At 72.1% G+C, this 13,117-nt stretch carries 12 protein-coding genes; 5 read left to right on the top strand and 7 right to left on the bottom strand.

All coding sequences use genetic code 11. From position 1 onward, the window contains the following. Positions 1-50: 50 nt before the first annotated feature. Positions 51-482 (top strand): HGxxPAAW family protein, encoded by a 432-nt coding sequence (locus tag OHA05_RS33480; RefSeq protein WP_313942494.1) that lies wholly within the window; start codon positions 51-53, stop codon positions 480-482. A gap of 632 nt (positions 483-1,114) precedes the next feature. On the opposite strand, the gene OHA05_RS33475 is transcribed toward OHA05_RS33480, so the two are convergent. Continuing rightward, positions 1,115-2,392: a 4-hydroxybenzoate 3-monooxygenase gene (locus OHA05_RS33475; RefSeq protein ID WP_328862621.1), complete on the bottom strand. Its 1,278-nt coding sequence runs from the start codon at positions 2,390-2,392 to the stop codon at positions 1,115-1,117. A 147-nt stretch (positions 2,393-2,539) separates the two neighbouring features. On the opposite strand from OHA05_RS33475, the gene OHA05_RS33470 reads away from it, so the two are divergent. After that, entirely contained in the window at positions 2,540-4,465 is a 1,926-nt protein-coding gene (locus OHA05_RS33470; RefSeq protein WP_443043807.1) for a glycoside hydrolase family 5 protein, read from the top strand. 16 nt (positions 4,466-4,481) lie between these two features. Here the strand turns inward: OHA05_RS33470 and OHA05_RS33465 are convergent, their stop codons facing one another. Beyond that, the gene (locus OHA05_RS33465) at positions 4,482-4,625 is read right to left on the bottom strand and encodes a hypothetical protein (RefSeq protein ID WP_313942498.1); all 144 of its coding nucleotides are present in this window, start codon (positions 4,623-4,625) and stop codon (positions 4,482-4,484) included. Positions 4,626-4,726: 101 nt separating this feature from the next. Beyond that, entirely contained in the window at positions 4,727-5,545 is an 819-nt protein-coding gene (locus OHA05_RS33460) for a methyltransferase domain-containing protein (protein ID WP_313942499.1), read from the bottom strand. A gap of 137 nt (positions 5,546-5,682) precedes the next feature. On the opposite strand from OHA05_RS33460, the gene OHA05_RS33455 reads away from it, so the two are divergent. After that, positions 5,683-6,144: a GNAT family N-acetyltransferase gene (locus OHA05_RS33455; protein WP_313942500.1), complete on the top strand. Its 462-nt coding sequence runs from the start codon at positions 5,683-5,685 to the stop codon at positions 6,142-6,144. Between the two features lie 56 nt (positions 6,145-6,200). Here the strand turns inward: OHA05_RS33455 and OHA05_RS33450 are convergent, their stop codons facing one another. Beyond that, positions 6,201-6,878 (bottom strand): winged helix-turn-helix transcriptional regulator, encoded by a 678-nt coding sequence (locus OHA05_RS33450; RefSeq protein ID WP_328862619.1) that lies wholly within the window; start codon positions 6,876-6,878, stop codon positions 6,201-6,203. A 177-nt stretch (positions 6,879-7,055) separates the two neighbouring features. Here OHA05_RS33450 and OHA05_RS33445 point away from each other — a divergent pair, with 177 nt between their 5' ends. Then, the gene (locus OHA05_RS33445) at positions 7,056-7,904 is read left to right on the top strand and encodes a class I SAM-dependent methyltransferase (RefSeq protein ID WP_328862618.1); all 849 of its coding nucleotides are present in this window, start codon (positions 7,056-7,058) and stop codon (positions 7,902-7,904) included. 15 nt (positions 7,905-7,919) lie between these two features. On the opposite strand, the gene OHA05_RS33440 is transcribed toward OHA05_RS33445, so the two are convergent. The 3 genes from OHA05_RS33440 to OHA05_RS33430 all read right to left on the bottom strand — a co-directional run bounded on the left by OHA05_RS33440 (position 7,920) and on the right by OHA05_RS33430 (position 10,877). After that, positions 7,920-8,864, bottom strand: a complete 945-nt coding sequence (locus tag OHA05_RS33440; RefSeq protein WP_328862617.1) for an NAD-dependent epimerase/dehydratase family protein — start codon at positions 8,862-8,864, stop codon at positions 7,920-7,922. 82 nt (positions 8,865-8,946) lie between these two features. Further along, positions 8,947-9,612, bottom strand: a complete 666-nt coding sequence (locus tag OHA05_RS33435) for a hypothetical protein (protein WP_328862616.1) — start codon at positions 9,610-9,612, stop codon at positions 8,947-8,949. A gap of 215 nt (positions 9,613-9,827) precedes the next feature. After that, entirely contained in the window at positions 9,828-10,877 is a 1,050-nt protein-coding gene (locus OHA05_RS33430) for a glutathione S-transferase family protein (protein ID WP_328862615.1), read from the bottom strand. Between the two features lie 407 nt (positions 10,878-11,284). Here OHA05_RS33430 and OHA05_RS33425 point away from each other — a divergent pair, with 407 nt between their 5' ends. Beyond that, complete coding sequence (locus tag OHA05_RS33425; protein WP_313942506.1) at positions 11,285-13,081, top strand: S8 family serine peptidase; 1,797 nt, start codon at positions 11,285-11,287, stop codon at positions 13,079-13,081. Positions 13,082-13,117: the final 36 nt, after the last annotated feature.

Raw genomic sequence — 13,117 nt, 5'->3', positions numbered from 1 at the left:
GAGGTGTGCCCAGGTCGCTGATCTATCACACCACCGGTGAGGAGCCAGAGATGAGTGCGCACGGCGATCACGACATGGGCCACACGGTGGCCGGCTGGACCGGCACCGCGATGGCCACCGCGGGCACCGCCGTGCTCGGCGCGGGGCTCGCCGCCGGCTCGCCCTGGGGCCTCGGTCTGGGGGGAGCCGTCGTCGTGCTCGCCGTGCTCACCACCTGGCTGCTGCACCTCGCGGGGTGGGGCAAGCCCAGTGGGCCCCGGCCCCCCGGACGACGGAGCTGGCGCACCCGCGACACCACCGTCCGGTACGGGCACCCGGGGTGTGTCGGATGCCGGCTGGCGGGCCGCAGGCCGGAGGCGGCCCCGGCCGTCGCACCGCACGTCCCACCGGCCGCCGCCGGCACTTCTCTCGCTGCCGGCACTTCGGTCACTGCAGGCGCTCCGGTCACCGCCGACGCGCCCGCGCTGCAGACGTCAGGGTGATCCCGCGCCCGGCGCCCGGCGCCCGGCGCCCGGCCGGAGTCCGCGATACGGGCGGTGCCGGAGCGGACCCGCACAACGGTGTATCCGTTCACTCGCATCGTGTCGGCCGCCGGCGCGGTCACGCGCTCGGCCGACTGCGGTCCGCCCGGCCCGCAGCACACTGTTCCGGGGTGAGGGCCCGGAACGGATGGACGTCGACGGCGAAGGGCGGTGGCGAGGAGCCGTCCGGGCCCCCAGGGCCACCCGTTCCGTACGGCATAGTCACAGGCGGCCGCCGGCCTTGTGCGGGGCGTTGCGGTCGGCCGTGAGCGCGAGCGCCACGGCCCCAGCCCGCCCGGCCCTCAGCCGTTCGCACACGAGCAGCACGCCGACTTCCGGACCACATCCGATCGCCCGCACCGGTCGGCGGTCCCGGACCGAGGAGATCCAGCGCCCACCCGATCCGGCCGGCACGGCGGTCCGCGGCGGCGATGCACGGACCGGCGGGACGCCCGTACCGGGCAGCACTCATGGTCCAGCTCCATCGCGCCCGGGGAGCGTCACCCGTCATCCGCGGTCCGGCGGACGGCAGCCGGCCACACTCGCACCGCACCGCACCGCACCGCGCCGCAGTGGCACGGCCCCGGCCCCGCTCACGCCGTGCCCGGGTGTCCCCCACCGTCGATGTCCTTGCCGATGTAGAGCTCGGCGAAGGCGGCCGCCGCCGCGGGCGACTCGAAGATCCGCCGCAGCCGGGCCGTCGCGGACGCCGCGCGGAACGGGTCGCCCGACGACGCCCCGTGCATCACCTCCGCGAGCCACTGCGAGAACTCCTGGTACTGCCACACCTGCCGCAGACAGGCCGCCGAGTAGCCGCGCAGCCCGCCGTCGTCGCCCTTCGCGCAGTGGGCGACCAGCGCGTCGCCGAGCAGCAGCGCGTCGTGCAGCGCCAGGTTCATGCCCTTCGCGGCGATCGGCGCCGCGAGGTGGGCCGCGTCGCCCGCCAGATACAGCCGGCCGTACGACATCGGCTCCACGACGTAGTTGTGCATGTCCAGCACGCGCTTCTCGATCAGCGGGCCCTCGGCGAGCGGCCGGGCGCCGTCCGCCGACAGCCGCGCCCGGAGCTCGGACCACACGCGGTCGTGCGGCCAGTTCTCCGGGTCGTCGCCGGGCGGGCATTCGAGGTAGTAGCGGGTGACCTGGGGGCTGCGGGCCATGTGCGCGGCGAAGCCGCGGCTGTGGACGCCGAAGACGACACAGTCGTTGGACGGGGGCGCCTCGGCGAGGAGGGCGAGCCAGCCCACGCCGTAGTCGTGCCGCGCCACGACCGCGTGCTCCGGGGGCATGCTCGCGCGGGTCACTCCCCTCGCCCCGTCGCAGCCTGCCACGGCCTCGCACGCGATGCGCCGGCGCTCGCCGGTGTCCGGGTCGGTGTAGGAGACCTCGGGCCGGTCCGTGTCGATGGCGTGCAGTTCCACGTCCCGTACACCGAAGTGGATCTCGCCACGCAGCTCGTCGGCATATCTGCGGACGAGGTCGGTGACCAACAGCGGCTGCGGATAGACGAAGTGGCGGTTGCCGGTCATCTCGGCGTACGGGAAGCGATGCCGCTCCCCCGCGAAGCGGAACTCGAACTCGCCGTGCATCTCGGTGTTCTGGAGCAACCGGTCGGCCAGACCACGCCGTTGGAGAGCCCGCACGGCCCATTCCTCGAGGAAGCCGGCACGGGGCCGTTGCTCGATGAACTCTCTGCTCTCCGTCTCCAGCACCACGCAGTCCACGGATGCGGCCCGCAGGATGTTGGCGACGGTGAGCCCGGCGGGACCCGCACCGATGACGACGACCCGGGTGCGGGACGGCGGCGTACCGGGCGACGAGACGGAGGCGGGGAGCGAAGAGGCGTCGGAAGACGGGGAGACGGCGGCCATGCCGAGCATTATGGCGGTGCTCAGTCAGCCTCGGCGGCCGCGAATGTGTCCGGAGCAACTCTGTTCACGGCTTCCTCGCCCCGCCATCATGGCGCAGTCATGTCAACCGCCAACCGGGGTGCCCGTGGCCGGTGTTCGTCGAATTGGATGGTCGTGAACAGGTCCCTGATCAGGTTGGTGCCCGCCGCCGTGCTCGTCCTACTGGCGGGCTCCGCCGTGCTGCCGGCCCAAGCGGTCGAATCGCCCCGCCCCGAGGCCGCTGCGAAGCCGGCCGTGCGGCAGGCGGCCTGGACCCCTCCGCTGAGCACCCGCGGCCGCTACATCGTCGACGCGGACGGCACCCGGTTCAAGCTGAAGTCGGGCAACTGGCACGGCGCGAGCGGGACCTGGGCCGGGTCGGGAAGCCCGGACAACGCCGCGGACAACCACGCGGGCGAGAAGTCCGACCGTATGCCGCTGGGCCTGGACCGCGCCTCCATGGCCTCGATCGTCGAGGGCTTTCGTGAACTCGGCCTCAACAGCGTGCGGTTGCCGTTCTCCAACGAGATGCTGCGCGACACCCGTCCGGTCGCGGACGCGTCGGTGGCCGCCAACCCGTCGCTGCGCGGCAGGACCCCGCTCCAGGTGTACGACGCGGCCGTCGAGGCACTCACCGGCGCCGGCTTCGCGGTCGTCCTCAACAACCACACCAACACCACACGCTGGTGCTGCGGCGTCGACGGCAACGAGCGGTGGAACGCGAGCCAGAGCGACGCGACGTGGGAGAACGACTGGCTCTTCATGGCACGGCGCTACCGCGCCAACCCGCGCGTCGTGGGCGCCGACCTCTACAACGAGGTGCGCCGCTCGGTGTGGGACGACCCCAACTGGGGCCTCGGTGACCGCCACGACTGGTTCGCGGCGACGCAGCGGCTCGGCGACCGCATCCTCCAGGAGGCCAACCCGGACCTGTTGATCGTCGTCGAGGGCATCAACTGGACCGGCATCCCCGTCGACGGCCTGCCGCACGAGCGCCCCACCCTCGAGCCCGTCCAGCGGCTCTCGCACACCCTGGTCAGGTCCGGCAAACTCGTCTACTCCGCGCACTTCTACGACTACACGGGCCCCCGCCACAGCGGCGCGACCGGGACCGGTGAGACCTCGGACAACCGCTACCGGGACTTCACCCGCGCCGAACTCCACGACGTACTGCGCCGACAGGCGTTCTATGTGAGCGGCGAAGGGGACCGTCACTTCACCGCCCCGGTGTGGATCAGCGAGTTCGGCGTCGGCGGCCGGGACGAGCACGGTGAGAAGCAGCGGGCGTGGTTCGAGAACTTCGTCGACTTCCTCGTCCAGACCAACGCCGACTTCGCGTACTGGCCGCTCGTCGGATGGCACGAGAACCGGAAGGGCAACGGCTGGGCGCTGCTGCACTGGGACGCGGCCGGCGGGCGGATCGGGGTGTTCGACGGTGACGACTGGCGTGCCGGTGCCTGGAGCCGGCTGATCGCCGCCGACGGGCGCAGTGGCCAGGTGGCCCCGGTCGACCGCTGGTCGATGCTCAGTCCCGACCACGGGGACTTCGTCCAGTCCCTACGAATGCGCGCCCTGCCCGACTGGGACTCCGGCGCGCGCAAGGCGGTCTGCCCCGACGGTCAGCGGCTCGCCGGCCTCGGGCACACCGGCAACCGGGGGCTGTGCACGGACGCCGGCGCACGCGACCCGTGGGCCCCGGGTGCCGGACATGAGGTGGTGCGCGACGAGCGGTACGTCGGCACGGGCGACTGGGCCCCCGGGTACACCAAGCTGGAGTGCCCGCCCCGCCATCTGCTCATCGGTTACAGCGTCCGTGGGGCAGCGGTCTCCGCCGTTCTGTGCGCAGCCTCCGACGCGGCGCCCGGTGGCGGCGGCCGGACCGTGTGGTTCGACCGCGGCGACAACCGTCCCGCGGCCCCGAAGGGCGGGGACTTCGCGCAGGGGCGCTACAAGGGGCAGTGCGCGGACGACGAGTACGCGGCCGGGGTCGCGTACACCGGCCGCGTCGGCTCGTCGAGGACGCCTGACGCCCTGCTGTGCAGAAGGCTCCGCTGAAGCATTCCGGGCGCGGTCAGCGCGACCGGAACTTCCGCAGCGTCTCCTTCGCCTGGGCGCGCTTGCGCGGGTCGGCGGCGGCCCTCCGGCCCTGCTCGATCATCCGGCGTCCCTTGGGACTGCGGGCGAACGACTTGATGCGGTCCAGGATTCCGGCCATGTCTCCTCCAACTGATCACCTATGCGTCACGGAGTGCCTACCCCCGGTCGCCCGGTCGATGTGTGTCGGGGAGGAAGCATCCGCGGTTCGGCCCACTCCGGTCAGTCCGGGCGGTGGGCGATCACGCCGAACATGGTCACGGACAGGTGGAGGGCACCGTGCTCGCCGGCCGCCGTCAGCTCCTCGTACAGCCGGTCCCGCTGGGGCTCGGTGATCAGCCCACTGCGTACAGCCGTTTCCCCCAGCATCCTGATCAGCGGCTCCACGGTCTCCAGCCTGTCCTGGATGAGGGCCTGAGAGCCCACGTCGTCGATCTCGAACCCCTCGGCCCGCAGCTGACCGACGAGCCTGCGCCCCGCGTAGGGGTTGGCCGCGGCGGCGAGCGCGGCGGCGCTCAAAGCCTTCACCACCTCGGGTTCGCCGGGGTGCAGGATGGCGGTCGCCCAGTCGGTGTCGAGGAGGGCGACGCGGCCGCCGGGCCTCAGGACGCGTGCGATCTCCCCGGCCGCCTTCTGCGGCTCGTCGAGGTGCTGGAACACCCGCTCGCACCACACCAGGTCGACCGAGGCGTCATCGAGGGGCAGCGCCAGTGCGTCGCCCTCGGCGAAGCGGGCGGTGCTGCCCGCTTCGGCGGTTCGCTGCTCGGCGACCGCACGCAGACCGGGGTTCGGCTCCACGCCCAGCGCGTCGCCGCCGGGCGAAACCGCCGCGGCGAGCGCCCGCACCTCCGATCCGGTGCCCGTGCCGATGTCGAGCACCCGCTCCCCGGGCCGAGCGTCCAGCCCGCGATGCGCCCAGGCACGCAGGCGGCGCACTCCGGGGGTGCCCTCCTGCGCGTCCAGGGCGGCGACGAGCCGTTCGACGCTCGACGCGGAGATGTTCCCCGCGTGGAATTCGGAGGTCGGTCGGGAGTCCCCCATGGCCTTTCCTTCCGCAGTGAGCCCACTGGTCGTCCACCGGGCAGGCGGCCGGTTCCCCGCCGGTCTCGCGTCGGCCGCTGCCCTGATCCCATGCTCGCACCCGGGGTGTCCGCCCGTCTGTGGAAGAGTCTCCCTCCATGAACAGCGACGACCTGCTCCTGCGGCGCGCGGAAGACGCGGACGCGGATGAGATGGCCCGCACCTGGCTGCGCTCCTTCTCCGCGGCCCTTCCCACGGTGCGGCGGGCACACAGCGACGACGAGGTACGGGCGTGGTTCGCGCACGTGGTCGTTCCCCACCACGAGAGCTGGGTCGCACTCGCCGGCGGCTCGGTCGCCGGGCTGCTGGTGCTCGACGGTGGGGAACTGGAGCAGCTGTACCTGGATCCGTCGTGGCGGGGCCGCGGGCTGGGCGACCGGCTCGTCGCGCTGGCCAAGCGACAGCGCCCCGACGGGCTGGCGCTGTGGACGTTCCAGGTCAACGGGCCCGCGGGGCGGTTCTACGAGCGCCACGGCTTCACGGAGGTGGAGCGCACCGACGGCTCGCGCAACGAGGAGCGGGAGCCGGACGTCCGCTACGTCTGGAAGCCGGGGCCGTAGGCGAGGAGCTCCCGCGACGGCCGGCCGAGCCGCTGTTCGCCGGGGGTTCGCAGGTCTCAGAAGGCCCGCGGCACCGTCGCGAACGGCGGCAGGGTGAACCAGACCGGGACCGCCCTGCGCAACGCCTCGGGTCCCTGTACCTCGACCGCGCCCGAGCGCAGGGCCTCGGCCCAGGCCAGGTCGCCGCGCCAGATCTCGATCATGCGCCGCAGGGCGGCGGAAACCGTGACGGTCACCTCGAACCCCGGGTCGCGGTCGCAGACATCCGCCTCGGTCGGCGTGATCACCAGCCACCAGTCCCGTACCGGGAGGGGCACGTCCGAGAACAGGAACCGGATCACCGACCGGCCGTCGGGTACGGCTCCGTGGTCGACGCGGCGATGCATGTCCCACAGCAACAGTTTCGGGTCGAGATCCTTGTCGCCGAGCTCCCCGATCCAGCGCACCCCCCAGACGCTCAGCGCCTCGATCACCGGACGCAGCTCCTCGCCGGCCGGCGTCAGGACGTACCGGACCTCGTGCCCCTCCGCACGCCGCTCCACGATCCCGGCGCGCACCAGCTGCTGAAGCCGTTTCGAGAGCAGCGTGGGGGACATCCGCGGCACCCCGCGACGCAGCTCGTTGAAGTGCTCGGTGCCGGTCACCAGCTCCCGTACGACGAGCAGCGTCCAGCGTTCGTCGAGCAGCTCCATCGCCTTGGCGACGGGGCAGAACTGGTAGTACGAGGACCCCATAGGGGCAGGCTACGGCCGGTCCGGTGACCCGACCACCGACGGCGGGCGACGGATACGGCTTCCGTCCCGGGGGCCGCTGGTACAGATTCCGTACTAGGGCGGTGTCCGTTCGTTTCCTACGCTCGATACAGGGCGCCGGCCAGTGTCCGTCCGGCGCAAGAGCCGAGGAGAGCCGTCATGACCGAAGCCACCGAAGCCACCGAGGCCGCCGAGGCCGACCGCGCGCTGAAGACGAAACACCGGAAGATGTGGGCGCTGGGCGACTACTCCGCCGTGGCGGCGGAGCTCATTCCTGATCTCGGCGCGACCCTCGTCGAGGCGTGCGGTGTACGGAGCGGGCAGCGGGTGCTGGACATCGCCGCCGGTACCGGCAACGTCGCGATCCCCGCCGCCCTCGCGGGGGCCGAGGTGGTCGCCAGTGACCTCACACCGGAGCTGCTGGACGTCGGGCGCAAACTCGCTGTCGAGCGCGGGGCCGAAGTGGAGTGGCGGGAGGCCGACGCCGAGGCGCTGCCCTTCGCCGACGGTGAGTTCGACACGGTGATGTCGTGTCTCGGGGTCATGTTCGCGCCGCACCATCAGGCCGCCGCGGACGAACTGGTCCGGGTCTGCCGGACCGGCGGCACCATCGGCCTGATCTGCTGGACCCCGGAGGGCTTCGTCGGGCAGATGTTCGCGGCGATGAAGCCGTACGCCCCCAAGCCGCCTCCCGGCGCGCAGCCCCCGCCCCTGTGGGGTCGGGAAGCTCATGTCCGCGAACTCCTCGGCGACCGGGTGACGGACCTGGAGGCGCGCCGGCAGACCGTGCGGATCGGCCGTTTCGACAGGCCCGACGCGTTCCGTGAGTACTTCAAGGCGAACTACGGTCCGACCGTCGCCACCTACCGGAACATCGCGGACGACGCCGAGAAGGTCGCCGCGCTGGACCGTGACCTCGACGACCTCGCCCTGCGCCACGCGGACGCCTCCGGGACCACCGCGCTGGACTGGGAGTACCTCCTCGTCACCGCCCGCAGGAGCGCCTGAGACCTCGCGGGGGCGTCACCGGGAGCGGAACCACTCGACGGTCACGGCCACCGCCTCCGCGTGCGGTGTGGGTTCGAACGGGCCCAGTGCGGTGCCGAACTTCGAGCTGTCGACGACGAAGGGAGCGCTGAACTGGTAGGCGGTCTCCCGCAGTTCGCGCAGCATCGGTGAGAACAGTCCGCCCACGGCGAGCACGGCCGGTCCCGCGACGGCGATCGGGGCCGGCACGGGTCGTCCGGCGGTCTCGGCGGCGAGATCGGTGAACTGCTGGGCGGTCAGCGCTTCGTCGGCCGGCAGGTGCCAGACCTGGCCGTCTGCCTCGGGGCGGTCGGCGAGCGTGACAAGCCCCCGCGCGATGTCCGGCAGGTAGTGCAGCGTGTGCGGCTGGACCGTACTGCCGATCCACTGGGGCTTCCTGCCGGCCAGGAGACGCCCGAACAGGGTCTCGCCCGCGGTGGAGTTGGTGCCCCGCGGCCCGTAGTAGTCCGACGCCCGGCCGATCGCGACCCGAGCCCGGCCCGCGCGGTGCGCGTCGAGCAGTTCGGCCGCCATGGCGGTGCGCGTCCGCCCCTTGCGGCCCTGCGCCGCGGCCGGGAGGTCCTCACGCAGAGGCCCGTCGACGGGTCCGTAGGAGTACAGATTGTCGGCGAACACCAGCTTGGCACCCGCGGACTCGGCGGCGGCCAGCACGGAGCGGGTCAGCACGGGGAACAGCTCGGGCCACCGGGTGTACGCAGGGGCGGCGCAGTGGTGGACGACCGCTGCCCCGGCGGCCGCCGAAGCGGCCTGGGCCGGGTCGGCGGCGTCGGCGGCGACTCCCTCGGCACCTTCCGGAGCACGGCCACCGCGGCTCACGGCCCGCACCGGGCGTCCCCGGCGCAGCAGTTCGGCCACCACCGCGCTCCCGATCGCACCGGTGGCGCCGAACACCACATGAAGCCCATCGCCGGGCGAGGTCATCGCAGCTCCTCGAAGGTCGGTCACCGCACGGTCGCGGTTCCGTCCAGTCTCCATGATCCGCGCGGTGAACGGGCCAGGACGGTCAGGGCGCCAACTGCCCTTCCACATCGGCGACTTCGGGACCTGTGCTGCCGGCCGGCATCTTCCAGCGGTAGGAAGCCTGCACGCCGTCCGTGTAGACGATCCTGCCGCTCCTGGCCTGCGCGGGAGTGAGGTCGAAGACCTTGGCGGCCATCCGCGTGGCACCCGGTTCGAGGGGGCCGGAGCTGTCGTATCCGTCGAGGGCGACCTGGCGGGCGTTGCCGTTGCCGGCGGGGATCGTCCGCCCGTCGGGCGTCAGCCACTCCCAGCCACCGCCGGCGGCCGGCAGTTCCTCGGCGGCAGGGTTGGCGCTGAGCGACTTCTCCTTCATCGTCACGACGGCGAAGACGCCGGACTGCGGTGTCGCGCCGGCGCCTTCGTCGGCATAGACCACGGACGACGGGGTGATCTCCAGGATTCCGACGGTCCTGGCGCCCACGGTCCGGGACGGCTCGCCGAGGTCGAGAGCGGCGGGCCCGGCGTCCGTGGGGCCCGGTTCACCGGCGGGTGAGGGTGTGGCGGACGCGGGTGTCGCGGGCGCCGTGGGCAGCGTTCGTGTCGTGGACGGCGCGGCGGCGTCGCCGCCGGCCTCGGCGCCGCCCTCGCATGCGGTCAGGGCGAGGCAGGTGGCGGCGGTGACGGCAGCGGCGAACAGGGTCTTGCGCATGGTGTCCCCCAAGGCTTCGGTACGCAGAGCGAAGGTACCGCCGCATAGGGGGCGCACGGGGCGTTCGTCACGGTGTCGGTACGTATGGGGCACGGCCGTGACAGATCCACCGTTCGAGGGCGTACCGGGTCGTGTCCGTTCCCGGCGACGGCGGGCGGTGTCGACAGGGATTCGGCCCCCACGGGGGCGCAAGGGCCCCCGCGGACCGGCAGGGCTCAGGGGCGCCCGGCCGCCGGGACCTCCTCCTCCGCGGGCACCGGACCCGGGGGTGTGCCGTCGCCGAAGGGCCGTCCGCCCAGCTCCTCGCGGTGGTGCGGGGTCAGCCATCCCGACGTGTCCGGTCCCAGCGGCACGATCTTCGTCGGGTTGATGCCTTCGTGCACCTGGTAGTAGTGCCGCTTGATGTGGTCGAAGTCGACGGTGTCGCCGAACCCGGGCGTCTGGAAGAGGTCCCGGACGTACGCCCACAGCACCGGGTCCTCGGTCAGTTTCGAGCGGTTGCACTTGAAGTGACCGTGGTAGACCGCGTCGAAGCGCACGAGCGTGGTGAACAGCCGGATGTCCGCCTCCGTGATCGTCTCCCCCATGAGGTAGCGCCTGTCCGACAGCCGCTCGGAGACGAGATCGAGCTGCCGGAACACATCGCGGTACGCGGCTTCGTAGTCCTTCTGCTCCGAGGCGAAACCGGCGCGGTAGACACCGTTGTTGACGTTCCGGTAGATGCCGTCCATCACCTCGTCCATCTCGTCGCGGAGCCGCTCGGGGTAGAGGTCGGGGGCGCCGGGGCGGTGCAGCGCCGTCCACTCCGTCGCGAAGTCCAGGGTGATCTGCTGGTAGTCGTTGGTGACGAGCTCGCCGGTGGGGACGTCCACGATCGCCGGCACGCTGACGCCGCCCGGGTAGTCCTTCTCCCGCGCGTCGTACGCCTCGCTGAGGAACCGGATCCCGAGCACGGGGTCGCGGTCGTCCGGGTCGAGGGTGAAGCGCCAGCTGCGGTCGTCCTGGATCGGGTCGGTGACGGCGAGCGGTACCGCGTTCTCCAGCCCGAGGAGCCGCCGGGAGACGAGCGCGCGGCTCGCCCAGGGGCAGGCACGGCTCACCACCAGGCGGTAGCGGCCCGCCTCCACCGGCCAGCCGTCCCTCCCGTCGGCGGTGATGCGGTCGGCGAAATGACTGGTGGACCGCTTGAAGGGCTTCTTCCCGTACCCGGCGTTGCCCCCCTGGTCGTCGCGCGTGCTGCCGTCGCTGTCGGTGGGGCGGCTCATGTGCTGTCTCCTTCCGCTCTGCGTCCTGCCGCGCGGCCGGGTGCGGCCGTGCGCTGTACGCATGCCCAGTCTGCGTCGCGCCCTGCCCTCTCGCGGGTCCCCGCACGGGGTGACAAGGGTTTTCCCCGTATCGGGTTCATCTCGGCGTTCCCTACTGTCTGCCGAACCGGCGGATCTCGTGCCCCGACTCGTTGATGTCAGGTGCATGGAAATCAGGGGTTTCGCCGGTGGCGGCCCTTGACCAGGGGCCGTTTGCGACGGCGGGGGGCGCACGGGCGTACCCGGCCCAGGGAATCGCGGGTCGCACCCCCACAGCGAACCGCGATTCCCGCGCCGTCCGCCGCGCTCCGCGCCGTCATCTGAAGGGGAACACCTTGAACGGTTCCAGACGGAGACTCATAGCCGTCGTGGCTGCGAGTGCCACGATCGCCGCCGTGGCCGCCACGTCCTCCGTAGCCCTCGCCGCCACCCCGCCCCCCTCGCCGAAGCCGGCTCCGGCCTCGCAGGCCATGGCCGGCCTGCCGGTCTCGCCGGTCGAGAAGGTCATCGTCACCTACAAGGCGACCACGGCGGAGGCACGTTCCAACACCGCCGCCGCCGGTGACGCGACCGCCAAGGGTTCCGCGACCGGCGAGGACCTTGCCTTCGAGCGCCGGCTCGCCGGCGGTGCCGCCCTGGTGGACCTGGGCGGCGAGGCCTCGAAGAAGGACCTCGCCGAGGTCATGAACGCCTTCCGCGGTGACCCCTCGGTGGCATCCGTCGAACCCGACATCCGCGCCTACGCGATGGCGGTCACGCCCGACGACACCGAGTACGCCAAGCAGTGGGACCTGTTCGAGGCCACCGGCGGCATGAACGTGCCCGGCGCCTGGGACAAGACCACCGGCAGCGGTGTCACCGTCGCCGTCATCGACACCGGCTACGCCACCCACTCCGACGTCGCGGGCAACGTGGTGTCGGGCTACGACTTCATCTCCTCCTCCGCGGACGCCCGTGACGGCAACGGCCGGGACAACAACGCCAAGGACGAGGGCGACTGGAACGCCACCGACGGCGAGTGCGGTGCGGGCTCCAAGGCGAGCAACTCGTCCTGGCACGGTACGCACGTCGCGGGCACCGTGGCGGCGTCCACGAACAACACCAAGGGCGTCGCCGGCATCGCGTACAACGCGAAGATCCAGCCCGTCCGGGTGCTCGGCAAGTGCGGCGGGTCCTCCGCGGACATCGCCGACGCGATCACCTGGGCCTCGGGCGGCAGTGTGCCCGGCGTCCCGGCGAACGCCACCCCCGCGAAGGTCATCAACCTGAGCCTCGGTGGTTCGAGCGCCACCTGCCCGAGCGTCTACCAGAACGCGATCAACGGCGCCGTCTCCCGCGGCACCACGGTCGTCGTCGCGGCCGGCAACAGCAACGCGAACGCCTCCGGCTTCACCCCCGCGAACTGCGCCAACATCATCAACGTGGCCTCCACCAGCCGCGAGGGCAACCGGTCGTTCTACTCGAACTTCGGCACCAGCGTCGATGTGGCCGCGCCCGGCGGTGAGACCCGCCGCGCCACCGACACCCCCGGTACCGTGACGACCCCCGAGAACGGTATTCTCTCCACCCTGAACTCCGGTACCACCACGCAGTCGGCGGAGAACTACAAGCCGTACCAGGGCACTTCGATGGCGGCCCCGCACATCGCCGGGCTCGCCGCGCTGCTGGAGTCGGCCAAGCCGGCCCTGACGCCCGCCGACATCGAGTCCGCGATCAAGGCCAACGCCCGTGCGCTGCCGGGCACGTGCACCGGCGGCTGCGGCACCGGCATCGCCGACGCCACCAAGACCGTGAACGCTGTGACGACCACGACTCCCGGTGGCGCGACATTCACCAACGCCGCGGACGTCACGATCAGCGACAACGCGACCGTGAGCTCCACGATCGCCGTCTCGGGCCGCTCCGGCAACGCCCCCGCCGCACTCAAGGTCGCCGTCGACATCAAGCACACCTGGCGCGGCGACCTCGTCGTCGATCTGGTCGCCCCCGACGGCACCGTGCGCAACCTGAAGGCGTCCTCGTCCTCCGACAGCGCCGACAACGTCGTGGCGACCTACACCGTCGACGCCTCCAGCGAGGTCGCCAACGGAATGTGGAAGCTGCAGGTCCGCGATGTGGCCTCGGGTGACACCGGTTACATCGACTCCTGGAGTCTCACCTTCTGAGCACCCGCACCACAGCAGCACAGGGCTGGTCAGGGG

The sequence above is a fragment of the Streptomyces sp. NBC_00306 genome (assembly GCF_036169555.1).
In the GTDB taxonomy this organism is placed as follows: Bacteria; Actinomycetota; Actinomycetes; order Streptomycetales; family Streptomycetaceae; genus Streptomyces; species Streptomyces achmelvichensis.
The sequence above is the reverse complement of the archived record's forward strand: the minus strand, read 5'-3'. Positions and strand labels throughout refer to the sequence as shown.